Below are 24,426 nucleotides of genomic sequence, written 5' to 3'. Positions count from 1 at the left end.
GGCATCGCATCATCGGAGCTTCGGAGCATCGGTCAGGCGATGCCCGTAGCAGCCGTCTACGTCTGTCCCGCGGTCAGGGCGCGGCCGGGGCGGGGCACTCGACGTGGGTATAGGGCCACGAACCAGACTCGACGGCGTGCCCGGTCTGGGCCCTGGCGGTCTGCTCGTCGACGTAGTAGGTGGCACGGCAGACAGCGGTGTCGGCGTCCTTGGTGCGCACGACCTGGACGGTGAACGTCTGGCGGCCACGGATGTTCCTGCCGACCCATCTGTCGAGCGCCAAGGTCGCGGACTCCTCGGTGGCGTCGGGGATCAGGAGCGCGGCTGTGCGGTCGGTGTCCTCGATGACCGTGTATGCGGGCGTGGTCTTGCCTTCGTCGCTCATCCCCGCGTGGTCGGCGTCGGGGTCGGAGCACCCGGTGAGAGCGATGGCCCCGGCGGCGGTGAGGAGGAGGATGGCGCGGTGGGTGATGGCATGGGGGGTGATGGCGTGGCGGGTGATGGCGTGGCGGGTGCGCATCGGACCACTCTGCCGGGACGACGGGGCCTGTGTGCGGCTGTGACGGACTCGTGACGCGCGAACGACGGCGCCACCGCCACCTACCTGGTCATGATGTAGATGACCAAGGCAAGGGGCGCGGGGCAGGCCAGCGCGCCCAGCAGTGTGAAGCGGGCCTCGCGCGACAGACGCCGGATGCCGGGGGCGAAGTAGAGCAGGGTGAGGACCGCGCCCGCGCCGCCGAGGGTGTACACCGGCCAGAGCATCAGTTCGGTCATGTCGCCACCGGTCGCCGTGCCCAACAGGCTGAGCACGGTCACGAGGAGAAGGATCATCCCCACAGCCGTCCCGGTGACGGTCCAGAGGACCGCTGCGGCCACCACGAGGGCGCTGTTCGGCGCAGTCGTCCTCTGGCGTGCGGCTGCTGCGTACATGTCGGACTCCCTGGCGCTGACCTGTGGTGACGCACCAAGTCTGGTAGGCCGGCGGCGATGGGGGGATGAGTGCGGGTACTCAGATCGCGGCGGCCGGATGCTCATATCGTGTGCCGCGGCAGGTCGCGCGCGACGAAGTGGGCCGGTGTCCTCGCCGCCGGGACGGGGCGATGCCTACGCTGCCTCCATGGCTGCTTCGAAGACCACCGCGACCGACCTCGACCGGCTGGTCCAGCTCGTGGCGCCGCCGGCGGCCGGACCCGTGGACGCGCAGGGGGACTGGACCACCGTGGAGACCGTGATCGGCACCCGGCTGCCCGAAGACTACAAACGTCTTGTCGCGGCCTATGGCTGGGGAGGGTTCTGCGATTTCCTCTACCTCCAGACGCCGTTCGGTACGAACGAGCACAACGGCATCGAGTGGCAGAGCGCCCACCTCACGGAATCTCCCGAACGGGACCGCGCGCACTACCCACATCCGCTGCACCCGGCTCCGGGCGGGCTGCTGATCTGGGGCACCACCATGGACGCCGACCGGCTCTGCTGGCTCACCCACGGGGACCCCGGGGAATGGCCCGTCGTCGTGTGGAGCAGCGAGGGCCGGTACGAGACGCATCGCATGGATGCGACCGGGTTCATCGAGGGCTGGGCCGGCGGACAGGTCAGTTCCGGCTTGCTCGGAGACATGGAGCCGGGCCTGGCGCCGTGGTTCACCGCCTTCCGCCCCCGCACGCACAGGTGCCTGCGCCTGTCCGAGGGCCCCCTCTCCCACCCCGAGCGGCTGCGGATCCTGCGCGAGGCACTGGCTCCCACCTCGGACCGGGGTTCCTGGCGCTCCGAGCACGACGAGATGGGGCAGGACCACTTCGCGATCGTCGATGCCGACTGGCTGCTCACCTACGACGCGTCCCGGCCCCACCAGATCCGGATCGACTTCCCGCCCGAAGCCGGCGAACAGGTTCGCCGGCGTCTCTTCGCCGCTGTTGAGCTCATGGGGTGTGAGGTGCTCCGGATCACGACCGCGGCCGGAACGTCCCTGCCGGCCTGGGGCGCCGCGACGGACGAGGACGACGAGTAGCGGGCGAGCATCGACCCATCGTGGCTCAGGGATGCGCGCGGACCGAGCCGGTGCTCGCGCCGGTGGAGTCGCCGAGGAAACAGGTGGCCTTGCGGTCGCCGAGCGTCCAGCTGGCGGCCTGCGGGAAGTAGTAGAACACCTCCAGCTTCTCCGAGAGCTTGGCTTCGTCGCCCACGTAGTCGGTGAGCAACGTGCCGCTGCACTTCTCCTCGATGGTCGAGATGACCTTCTCCGAGCCGGGGTACGGCCCCTTGTCCAGGTCGAAGACGGCGTACGCCTCCCCCTCGTGAGGCTGGTCGCAGGGCACGACGCGCACCGCGAAGGCGGCCTGGCCTTCCTCCTTGTCCTGATACTCCGCCAGATCGCCGTCCGTGTTGAAGCAGTCCCCCGTGCGGATGTCGTTGACCTTGCTGGAGCCCGAGCCGGTGACCTGGCCTCCGGTGTCGCGCTTCGGCGGTGGGCCGTCGTCCAGCGCTCCGGAGAGACCGAGGATCAGCACGAGGGCGTAGAACGCGATGGTCACGCTGTGAATGGCGATCGCCGCGATGGCGAAGCCCTTGCCGTTCTCACCGCGGGCGCGGATCTGGGAGAGGGCGATGATGCCGAGGATCAGCGGGACCAGTGGCAGCGCGCAGACGATCGACATGACGAACGCGACGATGGCCAGCACGTTGTTCTTCTGCTGCGGCGGGGCATACCAGCCGGGCTGCCCGGGCTGCCCCGGCTGCCCGTACGGATGCGGGTACGGCTGCCCGTACGGCTCGGGGGACGGCGGCGGTGGCGGGGGTATGGACATGCGCGTGGCGCTCCTTGCTCAAAGGGGGGAATGGCGACCAGCAGCCGGGCGGTGACACCGCGGCCGCCGGGTGGCGTCTGATGGTCGCATGGCGCTCGGACAGTCAGGCGACGGGGCAGAGCCGCCTGCGGGACCGCGGCCGTCCGGGTGCCGGTCCAAGGTGGATCCTGGCCTGCGCTACTCCTCCGCATCCGGCTCTCGGTCGGGGAACGCACGCAGCCTCAGCCGTGGCGCCCGGTGGTCCGCGAGCCAGCGCATCCGGTTGTCCTCCGCGGCGAGAGCGGCGCGTGCGCTCCGGGTCCACTCCTCCCGGTCGAGCACCGAGAGGTACGTCGTCCGGAGCGCCTCCTGCTGCTCCGCGGTACACCCGGCGGCCTCGGGGGACTTCGTCGTCAGGTGCTGAGCAAGCAGCGCGATCGTGAAGTAGCGCTCGATGGTCGGGCTGAGGGAACCCACGTGGCGGGCATGGGCTTCCAAGACCACTCCCGAATGGGGGTAGTGAGCGAGGGTGAGTCCCATCCCACCGCAGTCGCTCATCAGGTGGAGCATCCGACCGAGGTGGTCGACCATCTCGCTGTCGGTGTCGAGGTCTCCGAGCGCCTCGTGGAGTCTGGCGACCGTGGCGACCTTGCCGGCGAAGTATCCGTTGAGGAAGTCGCCGTCACAGGCTCTGCGAAGCAGCCAAGGCCGGGCAGCTGGGTCGTCGAGCCTGCAGAGAGCTTCGACGACGTAGACGCGCCCCCAGCCGGTGACTCGCTCGGCGAGCCAGAGCAGGGCCTCGACTCCTCCGGGCTGCCCCTCGAAAGCGTGCGCCGCCAGTGGCCCGAAGTGGTTGGACAGGAGCCCGATCGTTTGAATCAGGGGGACGTCGTCGGCTGTTCCCACGGCAGCGACCAGGGCAAGGCCGACGGTGACCGAGCATCGGTCGGTCCCGTGTCGCACGAGCGAGCGGCCCGTTCGTCGAACGCGGTCTCTGTCCGCCCGCTCGGCCGCGGCGGTGATGTGCTCGTCGGGGTGGATCGGGACGTAGACGTCGTGGAAGGCATCGGCCAATTCACCGGGAAGGGCAGAGGCCCGCGCGAAATGCGCGTCCAGGACGAGCGCCGCGTCCCTGCCGGCCGAGTGCCGGTCCTCAGGTGCCGCCGGGCCTTTCCGGTGACGATGCGACCCGTCGTCGGGATACGGTTCCCCGTCCCGCGGCAGTGGCTCGTCCCGAGCCAGTCGGTGCAGCTGCAGCGCGTGCTCGAACAGTGTGGTCCGTGATCCGGGCAGCCGTTCCCCGGTCGTCTCGCTCATCGGCGGACGGAGGACTCGATTCTCTTGATCATGGCCGGAGCATGCCACGGCGAGCCCGGCACCCACAACCTCTTAAATCCACCGTGCCGGAAGGCTTCTCGACCGAGCACCAAGATCCGCGACCGACCTGGTGGCGACGTGGCGCGAGCCGTCCCGCCCCGCCTCGACGCCCCACCAGCCCGGGCGGCCCGTCGGGTTCGCCCGGGCGGGGTGGGTCGGGGCATGGCTACGGCGAGGTTGGCCGTGATGGCCGGCCGAGGGGTGCAGGCTCGGCGGACGTCCCCGTGCGGCTTGGTGGAGGCAGTCCATGCCCGGTGCTCGGCCTGGTTGCCGCAAGACCGGCCGCGCCTTCGTGGTCGCGGGGGCGGCCGGCTGTCTGGTGGGGCTGGTCGGCGGTGGTTTCCGGTGGTGCCTGGAGCACGCCGACAGGCTGCGCGGTTCGGTGGTGGAGGCTGCCGCGGGTCTGGGCGTGGTGGGCTGGCTGGTGCCGGTCGCCCTCACCGCGGCGGGCGCGGCGGTTGCGTGCCTGATCGCCCAGCGGGTCCCGCACGCGGCCGGCAGCGGGATCCAGCACGTGGAAGCGGTGTGGCGGCAGGAGTCCGAGGCGCGTCCGCTGTTGCTGCTGCCCGCGAAGTTCATCGGCGGCCTCGTCGCGATCGGCTCGGGCCTGGTCCTGGGGCGGGAGGGCCCGATCGTCCACATGGGCGCCGCGATCGGGTTGGTGGCCGGTCGTCGCACCCGGCTGGACGCCGAGGACGCCCGCCTGCTGCACACCGCGCTCGGCGGGGCGGGCCTGGCGGTGGCGTTCACCGCTCCGCTGGGCGGGCTGCTGTTCGTCTGCGAGGAAGTGACCCGCACGATCAGGCCCCGCCTGGTGCTGCTGACCCTGGTCGGTACCGTCACCGCGGTGGTCTGCTCCCAGCTCGTCGTGGGGGGCGCGCCCGTGTTCCCGATGCCGGGCATCCCCGCCCCGCCCGTGTGGATGCTGCCGGTCTTCCTGCTGTTCGGCGCGGCGGCCGGGGCGCTGGGCGCCGCCTACAGCGCTCTGGTCGTACGGATGCTGCGGGCGTGTGACCGGCTGACCCGGGTACCGCTCACCGTCCGGGCGGCCGCCATCGGGGCCGTGGTCGGAGCTCTCATGGCCGTCGATCCGCTCCTGGCTGGTGGCGGAGACCCGCTGAGCGAGCGGCTGTTGGCGGGCGGCGGCATGACGTTGGCGGCGCTGGTGACCTACCTCGCCGTGCGGTTCGTGGCCGGCCCGCTCAGCTACGCGGCCGCGACACCCGGCGGGCTGTTCGCCCCGCTGCTGGCCCTGGGAGCCCTGTCGGGAACCCTCGCCCACGCGCTCGCCTCCCCCCTCCTGCCGGTTCACGCGGCGGGCCCGGCCGCGTTCGCGGTGGTGGGGATGGCCGCGCTGTTCACGGGGGTCGTACGGGCGCCGCTGACGGGCATCGTCCTGGTCGTGGAGATGACCGGCGCCGCCGGGCTGCTGGCCCCGTTGCTGATCGCGTGTTTCGCCGCGGCCGTGACCGCGGACTGGCTGGAGAGCGAGCCCATCTACGACAGCCTGCGGCGCCGGATGCTGGAACGCCCCTGACGGCGCAAGTACGTCCCTGGAAGCAAGCAGGACGCGGGAGCTGCGTCCGTGTCCTCGGCCGCCTCCGCCGCTGCCGGGACTCCGGGTCCGCCCGCCGCGGTCGCTGGTGGACAGGGGCCGGCTACCCGCCGGGGGCCGCACCCACGGAGGTGCCGACGAAGACCGCCTCCGCGCTGAGGCCGCGCGAGTTGCCGTATGCCGGGCACTCGCTCTCACTCACGCTCAACTCCAGGTCGTCCACCACCACCCCGTCGCCGCCGCGCTTCGCCGCATCGAGGGCCAGCTGTTTCCGGGCGACTTGGCGGACGTGGTTGAGCAGCTGGGCGCAGTGAACTCCAGACCCCGCGCCGGGAAGTCGCGGACCCTCAGCTCCACCCCGACGATCCCGTCGCCGCCGAGCGCGCGGCACTCGGCCACCGCGCGGCCCAGCGCCGCGTACACCGTCCTCACCAACTGCGACAAGGACGACGCCCACCTCGAGGACGGCACCTCCGTGCCGCCTGCGACCGACCACGCGCCCGGGCGGCCCCAGGCGCCGGTGTACCCGATGCCGAAGACGGCCGTGCCGAGTACCTGGCCGACCGGCTCGAACCCGACACCCTTGATCGCAGCGAGGGTGTCCGGTCACAGCACTGGCCGTGGCCGGTGGTCCGTCAAGATCGGCGGGATGGGAGACTGGTCGGCCGTGCAGACGACAGAGAGGACGGACACCATCGTGCGACAGCCACAGAGGCGCACTGCCCTGGCGTCCCTGGTCATGGCGGCATTGATGACGGCGACGGCGACGGCCTGCGCCTATCCGCTGCAGGACCTCGGCCCGCTGCCCCCGCGTTTTTCGGGTCCGCCGCTGCCCGCGGACACGGCCGTGTCGGAGATGACCTCCGCACTGGCGGCGGAAGGCATCACGGTGGAGAGGGAACCCTCGAACGTACTGGGCATGTGCTACGAACGGCTCTCGGGACTGCATGCGTCGGAGACGTTGGACACCGCCCTCAAGGCGGCCTTCGCAAGGGCCCGTTCCGAGCACGGCTGGCAGAGCGGACCCGACGTGGGCAGCCGGATGCTCACCCTGACGAAGAACAACTGGACGGTCAGCGCCCCCCTCCTGGGGGACCTTGCGACACAGGGCGTTCAGTCGTCGGTCATCATGTCGCTGTCGTGCGTGGACGGTGACAAGACCTCCCCCGCCCCCACACCGTCTTCCGTACCAGCGCTCACACCCGCACCGGCATCGTCCTGAGAACGGCCGCGCCACACTCGACACGGCGGAGGCAGCCGCTCGACGGGCGGCGCCGGGCGTGTCCGAGAGCGGGCGGGAGCGGGCAGCAGCGAAAACTCCTGTGCCCGGTGATCGGCCGCTGCGAAGACCCGGGGCGCCCGTCGCCGGAGTGAACCCGGCGAGAGCTCGGCGAGAGCTCGGCCGCGCGTGTCATGTCCAGCGCTCTGCGACTCGTAGCTTGGAACCATGGCAACTCCTCAGCACAGGTTCGGGTCAGGCTTCGGAGCCCGGAGCACCACGGAGGAGGTCCTGCGCGGGGTCGACCTGACCGGGAAGCTCGCGGTGGTCACCGGCGGTTACTCGGGCATCGGACTGGAGACGACGCGGGCGCTCGCCGGCGTCGGCGCCCATGTCGTGGTGCCTGCCCGACGCCGCGCGGCCGCCACGGAGGCGGTCGCCGGCATCGACGGCGTGGAGGTCGACGAACTGGACCTCGCCGACCTCGACAGCGTCCGCGGCTTCGCCGAACGCTTCATCGCCTCCGGCCGCGGTATCGACTTGCTGATCAACAACGCCGGGATCATGGCCTGCCCGGAGACACGGGTCGGACCGGGCTGGGAGTCGCAGTTCGCGACCAACCACCTCGGCCACTACGCACTCGTCAACCGGCTCTGGCCGGTGATCGCCCGGGGTGGGGCGCGAGTCGTCACGGTGTCCTCCAACGGCCACCAGCTCTCGGACATCCACTGGGACGACGTGCAGTTCGAGCACGGCTACGACAAGTGGCAGGCGTACGGGCAGGCGAAGACCGCCAACGCGCTGTTCGCCGTACAGCTCGATATGCTCGGCCGGGACGCCCGGGTACGGGCGTTTGCGGTGCACCCCGGCGCCATTGCCACCCAGCTGGGGCGCTACGTACCCCGGGAGGAGATGCGCGCTGCCGGCTGGATCGACGAGGACGGCAATCCGACGGACGCCGGGTTCAAGACCCCGAGCCAGGGTGCGGCAACACAGGTGTGGGCGGCGACATCCCCGCAGCTGGCCGGCATGGGCGGTGTCTACTGCGAGGACTGCGACATCGCGGAGCCTGCAGGCGAGGGCGAACTCACCGGGGGCGTACGCGCCTACGCAACGGATCCCGGGCACGCGGCGCGGCTGTGGAAGCTCTCGGCCGAGCTCACAGGTGTCGACGCGTTCGCGGCAACCACCTGAACGGGGCCCCTGCGCATCAGCGCCAGGGATTCCCGGCGCAGCGGGGCGTTGCCCACCCCTGCAACGGCTCCACTGCGGCAGCCGTCTCAGCTGCCGCCGGTCCTCGCCGCATCGGGCACCGGCTCGCCCCGCCCACGGCGAAAATCTCCGAGCACCGCTCGACGTCCAGCTGCCTGTCCATGACCCCCTCTGGCTGCCAGCGGGCTTGTTCCGGCAGGTCAGATGTGCTCGCGGACAGGCACGGCCGGGGACATAGGCTCAGCGTCGTGGCTGACGAGATAGAGCAGATCGTAATGGCGGCGCCCGGCCTGGCGAGCGTCACGGACGTGTGGGACATGGCCAACCGGCGACTCGCGCAAGGTGACATCGACTTCGCGACCGAGCTGGGTATCGCGCTCGCGCGACGGCACGAGTCGGCGGCCGTCCCGGCCTGGCAGTACCGAAGCGTCTTCGACCATCTGTTGCGCGTCCTGACCAGCACTCCGGGGCCCGGGCATGCGGGAGCGGCACTGCGGCTGATCAGCGCGCCGGGGTTCAAGGGCCGAGAGATGGACCGCTACGCGGCGTCGTTGCTCGCCGCCGGCCAGCGTGCGGAGGATCTGGCCGTGGCATTCGCCGGCGGCGGCTCGTCCGCAAGCGCTTCGGAGGAGCTTCGGATCTGCCTGCTCCAGGAGCTGGTGCTCAGGGGTGTCCCGGTGACCGAGGTGCCGGGTATCGCCCGCTGGGCGAGGTCGCCGCACTGGAGGTACCACCCGCTCGGTTGGCTGCCTCTGACGCTGTCCGTCATGGAAGCCGATCCCGCCCTGCCGGGGTACGGCGCCGGCGGCGAAGCCCACTCACTGCCGTACGGGTCCTTCGAGGGATCCGAGCTGCGGTCGGACTGGACCATCCCCGTCCCGGCCGCGGTGGAGGTGACCCCGGAGGCCACGGAGAGGGCCATGAAAGCAGCCGTCGCCAACTGGGCGGAGGAGTCCAACGGCCGTATCGAGGCGGGCATCTTCGACTTCGAGGAGCCCCTTCGCGCGAAGGTCGTGCCGAGTGCGCTCGCTTCGCTGGGACTGGAGTGCCTGGCCGGCGGGGACGAGCCGGGGGCCACGTTCTCGGCCTCCGCATGTACGCCGGACCAGGTGTGGCGCGTGCTCTTCGCGGCGGCGTCCTCGGGTGGGGCCTACGGCTCGGGCAGCCGGGGTGCGTACGGCCGCCTCGCCGCCTGGCAGTCGATGGCGGGACTGGCGGAGGCCGCGGAAGGAGCACCGCCCGAGGAGGTGGAGGCGCGGGTGGCGGACTGCTCCTGGTACGGCTTCAGCACCACCACGGACTGGTTCGAGCAGGTGGTCTGGGACATCGGCCTGGCCGCGCTGGCGCCGGGCGGGCGGCGCCTGTCGGTACTGGCGGCAACCGACACCGACTGACTCCCCCGTGGGGTGATGCTCGGCGTCAGTGATCAGCGATGCTGGCCCCTACATCACGTACGCCCCGGGGGGACCATGCGACACAACACCATCACGGCATCCATGAGCGCGGTGCTCGTCCTCGCCTCGTTCAGCGCCGGCTGCAGCGGGTCGGCCGGCAAGGGTGCCGGGGGTCGGGCCACGCCCGATGCCGGGCCCACGGCGATCCGTAACTCGCCCTCACCGACGCCGGCCAAGACCCGCTTCGCCCTGGGTGAGGCGGCCGAGATCACCAACACCGACGGCACGTTCACCGCCGTCGCCCTCGCCTACACCCAGCCCGCCGACGGTCCCGAGCCGCCCGACCGCAAGACGCTGGGCGGCGATGTCTGGGCCACCGTCGAGGTCAAGGTCTGCAACACCGCGAGCAATGTCTTCTCGGTCAGCCAGTTCCCCTGGTCGCTCGCCTACGAGGACGGGACGCGTATCAAGGTCACCGGCCTCAACGGTGGCGACCTTCCCAAACCGGAGTTCCCGACCAACGATGTGCTGGTCAAGCGGGGTGACTGCGTACGCGGCAAGATCCCTTACCCCGTGCCGAGCGACAAACGGCCGGCCCGGCTCGTCTACGCCCCTGAGGCACTTGAGGAGCCGATCGACTGGACCGTACCCGCCGGATAGGCACGAGGTGCGCCCCTGACGTGCGCCCTTGACGCGCGCGCCGGATCGGGGTGGCCACGGCCTGCGGCCGGCCGGGTCCGAAGACACGGTCGCGCTGCGCGGCACGATCGAGCCGCGTGGATCGGGTGCCCGGCGGATATAGTGGGGGCACCAAGTTACTCAGGCGCGGAAGGCCCCCCACCTCGGTGGGGGGCCTTCCGTCTTGTCCCGTCCCGCGCGGTCAGGCGACCTGCAGTTTGGGGCGGCCCGTCGGGGCGGGCGGGGCCTGGTGGTACGTCGGCAGCTTCAGGTTGGGCAGGTCCCCCGCCTGGATGCGGGCGAGCGCCGCACGGAACGCCGCCTCCATGCTCTCGGGGCTCTCGTACTTCGCCGCGAGCGGGTGCAGGCGGTACGAGTTGCCGTTGCGCTCCTCGCTGCGCGGTCTGAGCACGATGTTCAGGTCGCACAGGGGCGCCATGAGCCCGCTGACGGCCTGGGGGGTCACGCCGTACTCGGCCGCCATGTCCTTCTGCCGGACCGGCAGCGTTCCCCCGAAGTCGCTGCGCGAGACGAGGTACTGGAGGAACTTGACGGCAGACCCTGACAGCGGCAGGGCCCAGATGCGCTCCGCGACGATCGGAGACATGACGTTAGCCATGGGACAGCCTTCCTCTTGAACAGGTGCCCGTGCGGGAGCCTGGCAGCACTATCACCCGGTACGCCTCCTTTGGCGAACGGTCTCCTCGACGACGAAGCCGAGGTCGAGTTCCTCCTGGTGGGCGCGTTCCGGGCCCACCGCGTACGGGAACGCCTCGACGTCGTGTTCGTGCCGGTCGGCGATCTCGGCGAGCACCTCGTGCTGGGCCGTGCTGTTGCCGTGGAACCACAGGCGTACGTTGATCTGGATCCGGCCGTTGCCCGCCTTCTCCACCCAGTTGTAGCCGCACAGCGCCTGCACGGCACGGTTGACCGTGGATCGCGTGATCATCTTGCCGCCCTTCTGCGCGGCGACCTTGTTCAGTCCGTCCGTGATCTCCTGCTGCGTGTACTGGGTGATGCCGGTTCCCGGAACCTGCCCCCCGGCGACGAAAAGGAACACGCACAGCTGGGACTTGGTGATGCTGTTCGCGACGGCCAGCTGCGCCAGGAGCTGGGTGAACCAGTTGCTGGCGAGGCTGTAGCCCGCACCTCCGGCCATGTCGTGGACGGCCTTGGGGTCCGCCGCGTACTCGAAGTGGACTCCCTTGAGCCGACGGCGGCCGCTGGGGTCGGCGGCCTGGGCCACCTTCTCCCCGAGCTGCTGGCCCAGAACGGCCAGGATGTCTCCGTACTCGGCGTCGTCCCCTGCGGCGGTGGGGACGGGGATGGGCCGGGGCCCGCGCTGTCGACGACGGGCGGGCGGATCAGATGTCACAAGACCTCCTTGTTACTCAGGCGGTCCGAGACTATCCAAAAAATCAACGTGTGCTTGTCTTTTGACGCGGCGGCGCGTCGAGAGATGCCTCTGGTCCGGGGCCTGTTCGAACCAGGCCCCAAAAGTACACACGGTGTGGAGTTTTTCGGCCCCTGCGCGCCGAAAGTACACGCCTGCTTGAGTTCGATTGTCGCGATGGCGGCACATTTGAGCGTGTTCAAGAAGGCTGACGGGCGTCGGCGGGCCGCTTGGTCGACGCTCTGACCTGCGGTGCTCCGAAGCCGTTCCGCGCCTTCGGAAACTCAACCGCTGCTTTAGTTTTCGGCGAAATGTGCTCGCCGGGTACACATTCCGGAACGTCAAATGTGTCCTGGGCGACACATACCGTCGGACAAACCAGCAGGTCAGAGGCGGTGCTCGGGCCGCGGCCTCTTATAAAAGAGCAACGCGACCACGCACATCGGCAGGCTCGGGTCGTGCCCGCTCCGCTCCTGACACACCCGGCCCACCGACGAACTCCCCCCGTACTCAGGCCAGCCGACGACCCGTCATGTGTGCCGTGCCGCTGACGGCACACTTCGGCGGGACCCCCTCCTCAGCCCCATGGGGCATCAGGCGCGTTGTGCGCAGGCCCTCGTGCCCAGTGAGGGCGCCCAGCGCCCGAGGGGTGCACCGGCGACCGTCAGGGAGCCGGGGCAGGGCGCGAGGGGGAGCGGGTCCAGGGCGCCCGAGCGCCTGGCGAGGGGGTCTGGGGGGCGAGTAGCCCCCCATGCCACGGCCGGTCCAGCGCGGCCAGGCGCTGGCGGGGTCCAGGGGCTGGCCCCTGGGATCGAGGGCCTGAGGTGGAGGACGGACAAGAACTCCGCTTCAGCCGTGGCCGTCGTGGCCGACGCCGTGGGCCTCCTCGGCCTCCTCCTCAACTACGGCCCAGCACCTCGGCGATCCGTATGAACCCGTCTCCGCCGTGTCCCTCCCCGATCGCTCGGCCGGCCAGGGCTTCCGCTGCGCGCATCACTCCCGCGTCGATGCCGTGGGCCTCGGAGGTGTGGACGATGTGGGCCATCGACGAGGCTGCTGAGGTGAGGGGGTTGATCTCGCCGGAGAACGTTCCGTTGTCCGCATCCTCCGCGAACTCTTCGAAGAGCGGCGGGAGTATGGCGGCGATGCCTTGGGCGAACGGCGCCAGCTGTCGCGCGGTGACACCCTCCGCTCGCGCCATCGCCAACGCGTGGGCGTAGCCCGCCATGGCGGTCCAGAAGATGTCGAGGAGTGCGATGTCGTATGCCGCTGCCCGGCCGATCTCCTCGCCGAGGTGGGTGTGGGTGCCGCCCAGCGCCTCCAGGACCGGCTGGTGCTCGCGGTAGAGGTCTTCCGGGCCGCTGTGGATGAACACCGAGGCCGGCGAGCCGATGGTCGTGGCCGGCGTCATGATCGCACCGTCCAGGTAGCGAACACCGTTCTCGGCCGCCCATGCCGCGGCGTCCCGGGCCCGGTGCGGAGTGTCGGCGGTCAGGTTGACCAGGGTGCGCCCCTTGAGGGCGTCAGTGACCGCCGCGCCCCGCACAATGGTGTCCACCGCGTCGTAGTTCACCACGCAGACCACGGTCAGCCCGCTCGCGGCAACCGCTTCCTCGGCCGAGCGGGCGCTGACGGCGCCGCGCGCGACCAACTCCCCGTCCCGGCCGGGCGTCCGGTTCCAGACGGTGGTGCGCAGACCGGCGTCCAGGAACGCGCCCGCCAGGGAGCGGCCCATCGGTCCCAGACCCAGGACGGTGACGCTGTCGCCGGGGGTGAGGGCAGACTGTTCGGTGTGTGAAGACATGGTTCAGCTCCATGGAAATATCGATAATCGTTAAGGAACGGGACGAATATGACGCGCAGTCGTGCCCAGGACCCGGATGTGTGCGGGGTAACTGCCGCGATCGCGGTGATCGACGGGAAGTGGAAGACGGCTCTGCTCTGGCTGCTGGAATCCGGTCCGCACCGCCCGGGCGAACTGCGCCGGCAGCTGCCCGGTCTCAGCGAGAAGGTTCTGACTCAGGCGCTCCGCGAGATGGAGGCCGACGAACTGGTGCACCGCGAGGTGCACGACGTACTCCCGCTCAAGACCACGTACTCCTTGACGGCGTTCGGCCGGGACCTCTCCGAGGCGTTGGCTCCCGTCTCCGACTGGGGCCACCGCCGCCTGGAGAAACTCACCGACGCCCAGTCCGCCTCCTGATTCCCCGCACGGCCAACCCCCACGCCTCCCCCGGATCCGGCGGCCCTCTCGACCGCCCTTGACCAGGATCGGTGGGTTGCCGGCCGCAGCCAAGTACCCACAAAAAGGTGGGTACTGCGGGGGTGGCGCGGGAGCGTCCGCTTCGACGGGTCCCATGAAGAACCGGGCGGTGTGATTGGCTACGCCAACTCCGCGTGCCGGGGCCGCTGGACGGAGCGGACGTCACGCTCGTGAGCGCGCGGCCGGCCGGGCTCGTGGGGCCGCTGCCCCTGCTCTACTACCTGCACGGCGGCGCCATGATCATGGGCTCCCCCCGGCCTACATCGACGTCGGATCGGCCGAGATGTTCCGGGACGAGGACGTCGCCTACGCCGACGCCATCTGGCAGGCCGGCGGCCAGGCCGAACTCCACGTATGGCCCGGCGGCTACCACGGCTTCGACGGCATCGCACCGCACGCGGCCCTCAGCCACGACGCACGCGACGCCCGCACCCGTCGGCTCCGGCGCATCCTGCGCCAAGGCGTGACTCGGACGAAGTAAGCAGGAATCGTGCGGTGTGCCTCTTCGCCTTCGCCCGTGATGGTGAGCAAGGTACGCGCATGAGCGCTCCATACGATCCGGAATCCAGGGAAAAGGTAGTCGCGAAGCTGCCTGCGGCCCTGCGGCAGGAACTCAAGGTCCGCGCCGCCCAGTTGGGCGTGGACATCCAGGACGCCGTCACCGAGGGCATCCACGCGTGGCGTGCCGATGCCTCCGGGGCGACGCCCGTGGACACCTCCGGCGTCTCCTTCTTCTCCACCCACCTCCCCGTCGGGCTGTACGGGGAGTTCAAGGAGGACTGCCGCGTACGCGAGGTCCCGTACAACCAGGGCGTCGCCCAGTCGATCCGGCTGTGGCTCGACACGCACCCCTCCCCCACCGGGCGACGGAGGCCGTCCCACGAGGGCGCGCGCCGGGTCGTGGTCTGCAACCAGAAGGGCGGCGTGGGCAAGAGCGCCATCAGCAACGGCGTCTCGCAGGCCCTCGCGGAGACCGGTGCCCGCGTCTGCGTCATCGACTTCGACCCGCAGGGGCACCTGACCCGGCACCTGGGCGCCGAGATGCTGGGCATCAAGGAACCGAGCCTCGCCAAGCACATGCTCGGGGAGATCGAGGGCCGGGTGCGGGAGCTGCTCGTACCGATCGAGCACGGGGTGTTCGCCGGCCGGCTCTTCCTGCTGCCGGCCTGCAAGGACGCCTTCCTCCTGGACGCCCGGCTGGCTACGACGCGCCATGTCCGGACGAAGGAGACCGCGCTGGAGAAGGCGCTGGAGGAGTTGGAGGAGGAGTTCGACTACGTCGTCGTCGACTGCCCGCCCAGCCTGGGCTACACGATGGACACCGCCCTCTACTACGCGCGCACCCGGGAGGGCGAGGCGGCGAAGACCTCGGGCATCATCGTCCCTGTTCAGGCCGAGGACACCTCCGCCGACGCGTACGACATGCTCAGCGAGCAGATCGAGGACCTGGCCGACGACCTCGACATCGAGATCGCCCAGCTCGGGTTCGTCGTCAACCTCTACGACAGCCGCAAGGGCTTCGTCGTCACCTCCTCCCTCAACAGCTGGAAGGAGTTCGGCGACCCGCCCGTCATCACGGTCATCGCCGACCTGAAGGAACAGCGCGAAGCGGTCCGCGTGAAGCTGCCGCTGCTGCACTACGCGCCGGACTGCGAGCAGTCCGAGGCCATGCGCGAGATCGCCCGGAGGATCGCGGCATGAGCAAGAGCGACCTGCTCGGCACGGGCGCCGCCTTCAGCAACGCCCGCCGTGGTACGGGCGGCCGGAGCGAACGCGGGCGGGCCAAGGCCGTCGCGCAGGGCGAGGTGCCCGCGTACGAGCTCGTACGGATCCCCCTGGACCAGGTGTCCGCGACCCCCCTCAACCCCCGCCGGAACTTCGGCACCGACGAGGAGAAGACCCGCTTCGGCGAGGAGCTCCGCCAGGCCCAGCTCTCGGCGTGCGTCGTGGTCGGGCGCGACGCCTACCTCGGGCTGTGGCCCGACCACGGGCCCCGGATCGGGTCCGCTCCGTACGTCCTCATCAACGGCGAGCGGCGCTTTCGCAGCGCGCTGCACGTGGGGCTGGAGGCGCTGGACTTCGTCGTACGGGACGACCTCGCCGCCTCCCGTACGGACTTCATCGACCACCTCCTCGCGGAGAACCTCGAACGCGAGGACTTCGACGTGATCGAGCGCGCCCGCGGCGTGCTGCAGCTGGTGGAGACCTGTGTGGAGGAGGGGCGTGAGCACGGGGCCAAGTCGCGTGCGGCGGAGCGGCTGGGCCGCTCGCCCTCCTGGGTCACCAACCAGCTGGTGCTGCTGGAGCTGCCGGAGGAGATCCAGCGCATGCTCAGCGCGGGGGAGCTGCCCGAGCGTGACGGACGGCTTCTGGCGCGCACCGCGAAGGACCGGCCGGGGGCCGGGGCGGCGGAACTGCTCGCCTTCCTGAGGGGGAGCAAGGAGCAGGAAGCCCAGGTCAAGGCGGTGCAGCGGGAGATCTTGCGCGGTGTGCAGGAGTCGGCTCCGGCGCCTGGAGGCCGGGAGGCGGGCCGACTTTTGTCCGCGGTCAAAGATCCGGAGACGGACGGCGGGCCGGCTGCGGACAGCGGGCTGGCTGCGGCTGCGGCTGCAGCTGCGGAGGAGGGTCTTACTTTTGTCCGCGGACAAAGGTCGGGGGCCGAGGAGGCTGCGGTCGGCGAACCGGTCGGGGTGACCTCGGCTCCCGCGCTGGTGGTGGCCAGTGCCGCTCCGGCGGAGGGGCCGGAGGGGGGCATCCCGTCTCAGGGCCGGGCAGCGGAGGCTACCTCGCTTCCGTGGCAGGACCCGAAGGCCATGTGCGAGGCGATCCGGACGCACATGTCGGCCGAGCACCGGGCGGAGCTGACGCTCCTCCTGGCCGAGAGCGACAAGCCGAGCCGGTAGCCGTGGAGTGGCGTCGGCCTCTCGTCGCCGGCGCTGAACGGAATTCGAGATTCCAGTCCCTTGAGTCCCTCCGGTCCCTGTCCGTTCCCCAGCAGAACGCTCTGACCTGCGGGTATGAGGGTTACGCCGGGCAGGGACCGAACATTCGTCAGTCAGCAGGACACGATCGGGTGGTGTGGCTCAGTCCGGGTGTCCGCACTTCGTCGGGGCGGATATAGTCAAGTCATCTGTTACTCAGGCGCGGAAGGCCCTCCACCTCGGTGGAGGGCCTTCCGTCTTGTCCGGCGCCTGACGCCGGTTCCGGGCACGACATCTGTGACCGCTCGCGATGAAGGTCCCGGGCGCCGGAGCCTCGAAAATCCATGGACGCTTGATTTCGTGTGACATGGCAGCGGCACACTCCGCTCAACTCCATCGGCCTTGGCGGAAAGGCATGGGGCTCAGGGCATGCTGGGGAGTGGCCAGGGGTTTTGGGCGTTGCGTCGGATCGCCGCGCGTATGTGGACCATGGCCAGGATGGCGCTCATGTGGGTCTTGCCCTCGGTGTACCGGACGTGGCCCTTACAGAACCAGAGCGCGTTCTCGGGATGCCCCTCATGATCGAGAGGTGGCTCTATCGCACGGAAGTAGACGAGCGTGAAAGTCTCGTAGTCGTGGTCCCTGGAGGACGCGTTGCATATCGCGCAGTACGGGGGCATCACGGCTGGTCAACTCCACTCCGCCGAACGAATCATGATCGCAATCCTACGTTCGAAGTTTGACGCCGACGGCGCATAGCCGAGGAGCTTGCCGCTGCCGCCGCATGCAGGCCTGCTGAGCCAGGAGTACCGCGCATGTCGGAGTTGCTCATCGGCGCACGATCGACGGCCCGCAGGCCAGAGCCGCGTAGCCCGGCTTGCCAGCTGATGCTGCTCCGTTGCCATCGTGCCGTACCTCAAATTGCCCTGCGGGCGGCGCAGTTGATGGTCGAATCACCTGATCTAGTGGAGTCCGCCGTCCTGGTTCGGCATTGCGCGAGAGCGGGTGGCAGATTCCGTGCTGCACGTCGGTGGCTCATCACCGGCGTCCGCCTCATGCCGCCGTCGGCGGAGCAGGAGCAAGCTGCGAGACGTCCAGACGCCACCGAGGCGTTGTTGGGGCTGATCGTCCTTCGGGCGTTGGCAGGTGGGCCGTACGGGGCGAGGAACGCCGCATACCCCTTCAGGGTGTCGGGTCATTCCTCGTCGGCACGAGGCTTCGGCGCTCGGGCGCGTGACACGCTCCCGAGGGACGGGGGCTTGCGTGTTCGCCCGGGGCACCCGGGTGAAAGGACAACACCATGGTCGCGAAACGACCTGACGGCATTTACCCGGGCATCGGCACCGAGACCTACGGCCGGAACCTCGCGGACGCCATCGAGAACACCTGCGCGGAACACGGGGTCGTACCACCTCCGCGGCAGGCGATTACCGAGGGACTGGCAACCGCTCTCCCGGACACCGAGATCAAGGGCCTGATCGCCACCCGAAGCGGCAAGAAGGTGCTCAAGCCCTCGGCTTACCGTCTCGTGCAGGCCGGCGACGAGCAGGTACTGCTGCTGATGTGTGACGTCCATGGTGCTGCGGTGATCCCGTGGGACCTCAACGACCGCACCGTCAACTGCTGGTCACCGCCCGTTGCCGGGGCCAGCCAGTGCGTCAAGGACCTCGTCGCCGCTGAGCAGGCGCTGCACGAGGCCAGGAAGACCGCGAAGACCGCCGAGAAGGAGCGGGAAACTTGCCGCCGGGCGGCCGGTGACAGCACCTACGTCGCGCAGGCTCTGGCGGCGGCCACGCAGAAGCATGAGGCCGCTGAGCGCCGCGTGGGGGAACTCGACGCCCAGCGCCAAGCCCTCCTCACCGCCCTCGGTGGCCGCCGGCCGCGTCCTGTGGTGCGGGCGGCGGAGGAAGACGGGGAACCGAAGGCGGCACTCGCTCTCGCCGAGCAGCCGTACGACGTGGCCGTCCACATGCAGCGGTACGCCGCCGAGAATCTGGAGCGTGCGGGGCAGACCCGCGGTTACGACCTGGCCGAATCCCTCGTGGACGCGGGCCAGCTCTCCAAGGGCATGAACGTCCTGCAGCAGTGGCAGATCATCCGCCCCGACGGCACGGTGTCGAAGCTGTGGCGGCTGGCCGCCGTGACCGGGAACAACCGTGCGCTGGCCCGTCTCAACATCTTCCGCGTGCGGCCGGAACACCTGGTCACGGGGATGCCCCAGTCCCTCCTCCCCATGCCGAAGGGCAAGACGGCCGACCCCGAACTGCTGCTGGTGAGTCAGCGGGAGATCCTGAACCGGCTCTCCGACCGGTTCAACGAGGTCGTCGCCAAGCCGGAGACGGAGGCGACCGACCCGTCGGTCCGGGCTGGGAAGATCGCCACGGTCTCCGCGGAGATCGTGATCGGCTGCACCAAGCCGGCGGCTCTGGAACACGTACTGCGGACGCTGAACGTCAACGACCACCTGCGCGGCATCCAGCCCTACGACGAGGATGCGCGCCTGATCGCCCTCTTCGCAACGCTCGTCGACGCCTACGCCAGGGAATCGCTCCTCGCGGACGCGCTCACCGAGGCGTTCCCCGACGCGCGCGGCGCGGACCTCCTGGACCTGGTCGGTGTGCGCGACGCGCTGACCGCCAACGGACCGCTCGACCCGCTCGTGCCACTCGTGCCCACGGGCGACGACGTCTCCCCTGCCGTGCTCCGCGACATCGCGGTGCGCGCCATCACCGCGCTCGTGTTCCCCGAGATCCCGCCCGAGGCCCCGAAGCGGACGAGCACGCGCACCGTCCGCGACACGGGGCGCTTCTGGCCGATCGTCAGGGGGACACTGCAGGAGCCGGCGTGGAGCCAGACCAAGGCGAAGACGGCAGAGGCACGCACCCGACTGTGGTCCGCCGCCATCGCGCAGCTGTTCCTGCACCGGGGCAACATCCTCTCCGCCCTCGGCCTCTTCGGCGTCCCGGAGACCGCGAAGGGCGCCGGGCAGGACCCGCGGTCGCTCAAGGTGCTCCTCCTCGGGGCGGAGGCCGGGGACGCGACCGCCTGGGCAGCCCTCGTCCAGCGCATGGCACCGGCGCTCATCCACGCTCCGCAGCCCTTCATCACCGCCGGCCAGGGCAGCGAGGCAGGCGAGGGCCGCAAGGGCGTGCGGCGCACCCCCAAGAGCGCCCTCGCCGCCCTCACCCTGGCGTACACGGCAACCAGCGTCCCGAACATCAGCCGGGCACTTCTCCTCGCGTTCGCGAAGGCGGTGCTGGAGCACCCGGACGCGACGCAGCCACCCGAGGCGGAAGACGGTACGCCTCTGATCTGCTACGGGGAGCAGCACTGGGCCAAAGACCGGACGCCGATCACCGCAGGGATGGTGATCGCTCCTGACATCGACGGCCAGCCCACCCACTACGTCGCCGACAAGGAGTGGTTCGACGAGACGTTCCCCGTGGAGCTCGGCCGCCCGGCACCGGGCGACCCCGGAAGCACCACCGCTTCCCCCTCGGCAGGAGCCAGCACGAATCCCGCTGTCACCACCGTGCGCGGCGCCCCGCCGGCCGATCCGCACGACCAGCTGGCCATGCTGCGCCGGGAGCTGCCCGCCCGTGTGGAACTCGTCGAAGGCGGCTACGAGCAGGCCGTGGACTCCGCCCACACCCTGATGACGGATTTCGAGGAGGCGCACCGCCTGCGCGTCCAGCTCGGAGAGGACGCGCTGCCGGCCGAGCAGCGGATCGAGTGGATGGAGAAGCTGACGAAGGCCCGGGCCGCGGCCCAGGCGAGCGTGACAACGCTCGAACAGGTGGAAGCACTGATCCTTCAGGTCTGACCGGTGCGGTAGAACCCGAGCCCTCGTGAACCGGCGGGCTCCTCACGACAGTCGAGGAGCCCGCTTTCCATCCGCACCGGAGTGGCGCCCCGGCGGGTCACACGATGGGTCAGCCACGTGCCGAGAGCGGGCAGACGACCGAGGCGGTCAAAGTTCGGTGAGAATGCTCAGCCTTCGGTGAGACGGGACATTCGTCCCGGGTTCGGCGGACGTTCTTCGTGGATCATGATGAAAATCGACCGACAGAATGCCCGCTCACAGGCCCTGTCGCGAGCCCTCTGGTGTGATGGGATCCCCCGCCGCCCGGCAGGACGTCAGCGGGGCGCTCAGGGGTTTCGAAGTCGGCAACTCCCGTCCGGAGGTTGGCCGACCGGGTGAATTCAGGGTGCGGGGGGTTCAGCGGGAGGCGTCCTGGTCGGGCCGCCGGGTGGCGGCGCGCAGGTGGCGGCGTAGGCGTTCGCGCAGCTTCGGCAGTTCCTCGGTGGCGCCCAGGGCTTTCAGGAACTCGGGGACCTCCCAGGTGATCAGGTGGCCCTGGCGCGAAAGGTACAGGCCGACCCGGTCGATGCCGTAGTGGTCGTCGTAGTCCAGCAGGAGGTAGCCGGCGAGCTGGTAGACCTCCTCGCGGCCGAGCCGCTGGGGCCGGGTGGTGGCCTTGCAGTCGAGGAGCAGCCCGCCGAGGATGAAATCGGCGTCGGCGCCTCCGAGGTCCGTACTGCCCGTGAAGGTCGGTCCGCAGACGCGGGCTCGCTCCGGCAGCGACCGGAAGTACGAGAACGGGCCCTCGGCCAGCTCCATCTGGCGGGCCAGGTCCTCGACCACGTAGTCCGGGACCCCGGCGCACAGCCGGGGCAGGGCCGTTGCGCCGTCGGCGGTCGCGAGGGGGCTGAAGCGGCGTACCCGGCCGGTGCGCGAGACGTCCTCGAAGTACGCGGCGACGAAGCACAGCCTGCTCAGAGCCTCCTCGCCCAGCGGCCCGCGGCCCGTGAGGTGGTCCTCGACGGCCGCCAGGAGTTCCCGGCCGGCCGTACGGAGGGCCGCACGGGCGCCGGGCGCGGGTGCCCCGGGCAGTGGATGTCCGGAGCCCGTGAGTTCGACGCCCAGGGAGACGGCCGCGCCGAGGGGGCGGCCCAGGGAGAGCCGCAGCCGGTAGTCGACGGCGTGGCCGAGCGCCGCCCAGCCGGGGCGCTGTACGTCGATGGGCTGCACGGGATGGGGCAGACCCGCGATGCTCCGCTGGTAGTGGCCCACCGGCGCCGCGCTGTTCGGCAGGTGCTGGGCCATGAAGCGGGACACGGGGGAGTTCGCGTACGCCAGTTGGCCGGTCAGGCTCAGGCCGATCAGGGGGACGCCGGCGACCGTGCCGCTCTCGGCCTCGTGTGCGATCCCCTTCTCGTAGCCGTCCACCCAGGTGATCCCGAGGACGTCGAGATGCCGGCGAGCACGGGTGACGGCCACGTAGATCAGCCGCGCCTCGTCCGCGCGCAGCGGCAGCTGCCGCCCCTCCTCGGTCACCCCGGGCTCCGAGAACCCGCCGCCGATGCGTACGGTGGCCCACTCGCGGCCCTTGGCCTTGTGGACGGTGGAGACGGTGACCCTGGCCTGCTCCTCGGGGCTCAGTCGCTCCACGGCCGCGCGGATCAGCTCCGGGCCGTACGCGTCGACGAGCTGGACGATCGCCTTCAGATCCTGCGCGGCCTGGTCCTGCTCGACGTACTCCTGCACTTCGCCCCAGGAGCCGAACAGGAACAGCTCCGGGTGGCTGGTGCGCCGTCCCGCCTTGAGTTCCTGGGCGGCCGTCGCGATCCGGTCCAGTGCGCTGCCTCCGCCCGCCAGAGCCACCGGGATGCCCCGGTCCAGGTGGGCGAGGACCTCCCTCATGGCGTCGGCGTTCCCCCTGCACAGCACCGCGTCGGGCGCTGCCGCTCCGCCGATGCGGGAGTCGGCCGGGCCGGATCCCGTCAGCCGCATGTCGGATTCGGCGTGCCGCAGCCACCGGTTCGCCTGCTCGGCGATGCGCGGGCCGAAGCGGAAGGACTGCGTCAAGTGGAGGTGCTCGGCGGGAAAGCCCGTCATGACGTCCTTCGCGGAGCGCCAGCCGTAGATCTGCTGGGCGGGGTCACCGACGCAGATGCGCTGTGCGGACTGGGCTAGGAACACCTCTTCCAGTACCGGGTTGGTGTCCTGGGCCTCGTCCAGCAGGACGAAGTCGCCGGGCAGCACGGGCCGGCTCATCGCCCACATCTTCAGGTAGAAGTCGTGCTCGAAACGGAGCTTGCCGTCGATGCTCCGGATGTCCTCCCACGCCTTCTCGGCGTAGGGCAGCAGGGTCCGGGCCACGTACTCCTGGCCCTGGAGGTCGAGGCCGTTCAGGCGTTCCAAGTGCCGGGCCATCACCTGGAGGTCGGTGCTGTAGGAGAACCGGCGGAGCATGCCCATCACGAGTCGTGCCTGGTGGTTCACCTTGACCTTGGTGCCGTTCACCGCCAGGTCCGCCGTGATGCCGAGCAGCCGGGCGGTCTGCTTCGCCGGGATACGGGCGGAGGCCGCCAGCCGCGGCCCGTAGGCCCTGCCCACGGCCTTGAACGCGAGCGAGTGCGAGGTCCGGCATTCGACGTTCCCGCCGAACCTCTTGCGGGCGTCGTCCGCGATCGACCGGTTGAAGGCCATGTACAGGCCGCGCTTGCGGGTGGCGGAGCCCATCAGCGTCAAGGTCGCGGTCTTGCCCGTCCCCGCCCCGGCCACCAGGGCCAGATCCCGTCCCTCGACGAATAACTCCCGGGCGGCCTGCTGTTCCCCGGTCGGCTCCATGGCCATGCTGCCCCTCCCCCGTGCCCTGCTCCATCCAACACGATCACCCAAGCTGTCTCCTCGGTAACCGCCAGTCAATGCCACCTCGGGGGGAATCGGGTGCGGTGTTCAGCCATTTCGCAGCGGCTCCGGGGCTTCGGCGTGGCTGTAGGGGCCTGTGGGGGCCTGTGACGGGCGGACGGGTCCCTGCCGGGGATTGGAGCCGGAGCGCCGAGGCGAGAGCCTCCAAGGGCCGTCCAGAGTCCCTGAGTCGCTCGTGGCAGCCGAGCGGGCTGACGGCTCCGATGACGCCTCTCCCCCTCCCTCGGTACCCGCTCCCCCCGACCAGGTACTGAAGGCCGGTGGACCACCTTCGGTCCCTGTCCCTTCAGTCACTACATAAACCTGCAGGTCAACGGCCCTCCCCCCGTCGTCCAGGGACTGGAGGGACTCAATTTCCCAGTTATGAGCCACCCACGCTCACAGCACCCCTTACATACGCCCGCGCATACACACACACGCATGAGAAGTGGAAGTACCAACCTTCAGTCCCTTCAGTCCCTCCCACCCAATCCAAACCGCCCTGACCTGGCCTTTTCCCCAGGGACTGAACCCCCAGGGACTGAACCGGAGTCCAGACCCTTCAGCAGCTGAGGCTCACTCCACCCGGCCTGGAGCGGCGGGTGACCCGACGTGCCTCCGGAGCGGCAGGTGGAGGAGCTCTGCTGGAGCCCGGCTTGAGGGCGGGAGGAGCCGCGAGCACGCACCATGGGTACTCAGCTGCGACACGCCCGGGAGTCCATCGGCTTCAGGGACGGAATTTTTGCGGAGGAACCTGCCTAAAGCTCCAGGTACTGAGGGACTGAAGGGACTGAACTCTCGATACAGCGGTAAATGGGACCTGAGTCTCAGCGGACTCTGAGGTAACCTCCGCGATAGTGAATCTTCAGTCCCTCTGGTCCCTGAACTGCAGGTGAGAGCGCACTTCAGCGAGCGGCTCCGGGACCGCAGCAGC

Annotated in this window: 19 protein-coding genes and 1 pseudogene; 11 read left to right on the top strand and 9 right to left on the bottom strand. The window is 70.1% G+C overall.

Annotation, left to right across the window (positions count from 1 at the left end):
* Positions 1–73: 73 nt before the first annotated feature.
* On the bottom strand, positions 74–520 hold the full coding sequence (locus ACZ4TG_RS34245) for a hypothetical protein (protein WP_468170898.1): 447 nt from the start codon (positions 518–520) through the stop codon (positions 74–76).
* Between the two features lie 80 nt (positions 521–600).
* Positions 601–933, bottom strand: a complete 333-nt coding sequence (locus ACZ4TG_RS34240) for a hypothetical protein (protein WP_468170894.1) — start codon at positions 931–933, stop codon at positions 601–603.
* A 187-nt stretch (positions 934–1,120) separates the two neighbouring features.
* Here ACZ4TG_RS34240 and ACZ4TG_RS34235 point away from each other — a divergent pair, with 187 nt between their 5' ends.
* Positions 1,121–2,011 carry an SMI1/KNR4 family protein gene (locus tag ACZ4TG_RS34235; RefSeq protein ID WP_468170891.1) on the top strand — a complete coding sequence of 297 codons (891 nt, stop codon included), beginning with the start codon at positions 1,121–1,123 and terminating at the stop codon, positions 2,009–2,011.
* 25 nt (positions 2,012–2,036) lie between these two features.
* On the opposite strand, the gene ACZ4TG_RS34230 is transcribed toward ACZ4TG_RS34235, so the two are convergent.
* Entirely contained in the window at positions 2,037–2,807 is a 771-nt protein-coding gene (locus ACZ4TG_RS34230; protein WP_468170888.1) for a DUF4190 domain-containing protein, read from the bottom strand.
* A gap of 177 nt (positions 2,808–2,984) precedes the next feature.
* A complete protein-coding gene (locus tag ACZ4TG_RS34225; protein WP_468170885.1) occupies positions 2,985–4,103 on the bottom strand; it encodes a hypothetical protein in 1,119 nt (372 codons plus the stop codon).
* 307 nt (positions 4,104–4,410) lie between these two features.
* Between ACZ4TG_RS34225 and ACZ4TG_RS34220 the strand changes: the two genes are divergently transcribed.
* Positions 4,411–5,700, top strand: a complete 1,290-nt coding sequence (locus ACZ4TG_RS34220; RefSeq protein ID WP_468170882.1) for a ClC family H(+)/Cl(-) exchange transporter — start codon at positions 4,411–4,413, stop codon at positions 5,698–5,700.
* Between the two features lie 222 nt (positions 5,701–5,922).
* Here the strand turns inward: ACZ4TG_RS34220 and ACZ4TG_RS34215 are convergent, their stop codons facing one another.
* Complete coding sequence (locus ACZ4TG_RS34215; RefSeq protein ID WP_468170879.1) at positions 5,923–6,162, bottom strand: hypothetical protein; 240 nt, start codon at positions 6,160–6,162, stop codon at positions 5,923–5,925.
* Positions 6,163–6,415: 253 nt separating this feature from the next.
* Between ACZ4TG_RS34215 and ACZ4TG_RS34210 the strand changes: the two genes are divergently transcribed.
* The 4 genes from ACZ4TG_RS34210 (at position 6,416) to ACZ4TG_RS34195 (ending at position 10,203) form a co-directional block, all read left to right on the top strand.
* On the top strand, positions 6,416–6,940 hold the full coding sequence (locus ACZ4TG_RS34210) for a hypothetical protein (RefSeq protein WP_468170876.1): 525 nt from the start codon (positions 6,416–6,418) through the stop codon (positions 6,938–6,940).
* Positions 6,941–7,165: 225 nt separating this feature from the next.
* Positions 7,166–8,131, top strand: a complete 966-nt coding sequence (locus ACZ4TG_RS34205) for an SDR family NAD(P)-dependent oxidoreductase (RefSeq protein ID WP_468170873.1) — start codon at positions 7,166–7,168, stop codon at positions 8,129–8,131.
* A gap of 266 nt (positions 8,132–8,397) precedes the next feature.
* Complete coding sequence (locus ACZ4TG_RS34200) at positions 8,398–9,543, top strand: DUF6183 family protein (RefSeq protein WP_468170870.1); 1,146 nt, start codon at positions 8,398–8,400, stop codon at positions 9,541–9,543.
* 75 nt (positions 9,544–9,618) lie between these two features.
* Positions 9,619–10,203, top strand: coding sequence for a DUF4352 domain-containing protein (locus tag ACZ4TG_RS34195; RefSeq protein ID WP_468170867.1), 585 nt, complete (start codon positions 9,619–9,621; stop codon positions 10,201–10,203).
* Positions 10,204–10,423: 220 nt separating this feature from the next.
* On the opposite strand, the gene ACZ4TG_RS34190 is transcribed toward ACZ4TG_RS34195, so the two are convergent.
* From ACZ4TG_RS34190 to ACZ4TG_RS34180, 3 genes are all read right to left on the bottom strand, one after another.
* Positions 10,424–10,840, bottom strand: coding sequence for a hypothetical protein (locus ACZ4TG_RS34190; protein WP_468170864.1), 417 nt, complete (start codon positions 10,838–10,840; stop codon positions 10,424–10,426).
* Positions 10,841–10,891: 51 nt separating this feature from the next.
* Positions 10,892–11,596 (bottom strand): hypothetical protein, encoded by a 705-nt coding sequence (locus tag ACZ4TG_RS34185; protein ID WP_468170861.1) that lies wholly within the window; start codon positions 11,594–11,596, stop codon positions 10,892–10,894.
* Positions 11,597–12,512: 916 nt separating this feature from the next.
* The gene (locus tag ACZ4TG_RS34180) at positions 12,513–13,418 is read right to left on the bottom strand and encodes an NAD(P)-dependent oxidoreductase (RefSeq protein ID WP_468170858.1); all 906 of its coding nucleotides are present in this window, start codon (positions 13,416–13,418) and stop codon (positions 12,513–12,515) included.
* 48 nt (positions 13,419–13,466) lie between these two features.
* Here ACZ4TG_RS34180 and ACZ4TG_RS34175 point away from each other — a divergent pair, with 48 nt between their 5' ends.
* The 5 genes and pseudogenes from ACZ4TG_RS34175 (at position 13,467) to ACZ4TG_RS34155 (ending at position 20,621) form a co-directional block, all read left to right on the top strand.
* Entirely contained in the window at positions 13,467–13,817 is a 351-nt protein-coding gene (locus ACZ4TG_RS34175) for a winged helix-turn-helix transcriptional regulator (protein WP_468170855.1), read from the top strand.
* Between the two features lie 244 nt (positions 13,818–14,061).
* Positions 14,062–14,358, top strand: a pseudogene (locus ACZ4TG_RS34170) (alpha/beta hydrolase); the annotation flags it as partial.
* A 59-nt stretch (positions 14,359–14,417) separates the two neighbouring features.
* On the top strand, positions 14,418–15,578 hold the full coding sequence (locus ACZ4TG_RS34165) for a ParA family protein (RefSeq protein ID WP_468170852.1): 1,161 nt from the start codon (positions 14,418–14,420) through the stop codon (positions 15,576–15,578).
* A complete protein-coding gene (locus ACZ4TG_RS34160; RefSeq protein ID WP_468170849.1) occupies positions 15,575–16,780 on the top strand; it encodes a ParB/RepB/Spo0J family partition protein in 1,206 nt (401 codons plus the stop codon). The genes ACZ4TG_RS34165 and ACZ4TG_RS34160 overlap by 4 nt, the downstream gene beginning before the upstream one ends.
* A 1,318-nt stretch (positions 16,781–18,098) precedes the next feature.
* Entirely contained in the window at positions 18,099–20,621 is a 2,523-nt protein-coding gene (locus ACZ4TG_RS34155; RefSeq protein ID WP_468170846.1) for a hypothetical protein, read from the top strand.
* 396 nt (positions 20,622–21,017) lie between these two features.
* On the opposite strand, the gene ACZ4TG_RS34150 is transcribed toward ACZ4TG_RS34155, so the two are convergent.
* Positions 21,018–23,438, bottom strand: a complete 2,421-nt coding sequence (locus tag ACZ4TG_RS34150; protein ID WP_468170843.1) for a UvrD-helicase domain-containing protein — start codon at positions 23,436–23,438, stop codon at positions 21,018–21,020.
* Positions 23,439–24,426 lie beyond the last annotated feature (988 nt).

Source organism: Streptomyces sp. NPDC028314 (genome assembly GCF_055565795.1).
Note: the sequence above shows the minus strand (reverse complement) of the source record. Positions and strands in the feature narration are given on the sequence as shown.

Bases quoted from the DNA above. Each gene is read 5' to 3' on its own strand.
- ACZ4TG_RS34150 (WP_468170843.1), bottom strand. From the start codon at position 23,438: ATGGCCATGGAGCCGACCGGGGAACAGCAGGCCGCCCGGGAGTTATTC.
- ACZ4TG_RS34240 (WP_468170894.1), bottom strand. From the start codon at position 933: ATGTACGCAGCAGCCGCACGCCAGAGGACGACTGCGCCGAACAGCGCC.
- ACZ4TG_RS34190 (WP_468170864.1), bottom strand. From the start codon at position 10,840: ATGGCTAACGTCATGTCTCCGATCGTCGCGGAGCGCATCTGGGCCCTG.
- ACZ4TG_RS34235 (WP_468170891.1), top strand. From the start codon at position 1,121: ATGGCTGCTTCGAAGACCACCGCGACCGACCTCGACCGGCTGGTCCAG.
- ACZ4TG_RS34180 (WP_468170858.1), bottom strand. From the start codon at position 13,418: ATGTCTTCACACACCGAACAGTCTGCCCTCACCCCCGGCGACAGCGTC.
- ACZ4TG_RS34230 (WP_468170888.1), bottom strand. From the start codon at position 2,807: ATGTCCATACCCCCGCCACCGCCGCCGTCCCCCGAGCCGTACGGGCAG.
- ACZ4TG_RS34195 (WP_468170867.1), top strand. From the start codon at position 9,619: ATGCGACACAACACCATCACGGCATCCATGAGCGCGGTGCTCGTCCTC.
- ACZ4TG_RS34205 (WP_468170873.1), top strand. From the start codon at position 7,166: ATGGCAACTCCTCAGCACAGGTTCGGGTCAGGCTTCGGAGCCCGGAGC.
- ACZ4TG_RS34220 (WP_468170882.1), top strand. From the start codon at position 4,411: ATGCCCGGTGCTCGGCCTGGTTGCCGCAAGACCGGCCGCGCCTTCGTG.
- ACZ4TG_RS34175 (WP_468170855.1), top strand. From the start codon at position 13,467: ATGACGCGCAGTCGTGCCCAGGACCCGGATGTGTGCGGGGTAACTGCC.
- ACZ4TG_RS34165 (WP_468170852.1), top strand. From the start codon at position 14,418: ATGAGCGCTCCATACGATCCGGAATCCAGGGAAAAGGTAGTCGCGAAG.
- ACZ4TG_RS34155 (WP_468170846.1), top strand. From the start codon at position 18,099: ATGGTCGCGAAACGACCTGACGGCATTTACCCGGGCATCGGCACCGAG.
- ACZ4TG_RS34245 (WP_468170898.1), bottom strand. From the start codon at position 520: ATGCGCACCCGCCACGCCATCACCCGCCACGCCATCACCCCCCATGCC.
- ACZ4TG_RS34160 (WP_468170849.1), top strand. From the start codon at position 15,575: ATGAGCAAGAGCGACCTGCTCGGCACGGGCGCCGCCTTCAGCAACGCC.
- ACZ4TG_RS34225 (WP_468170885.1), bottom strand. From the start codon at position 4,103: ATGAGCGAGACGACCGGGGAACGGCTGCCCGGATCACGGACCACACTG.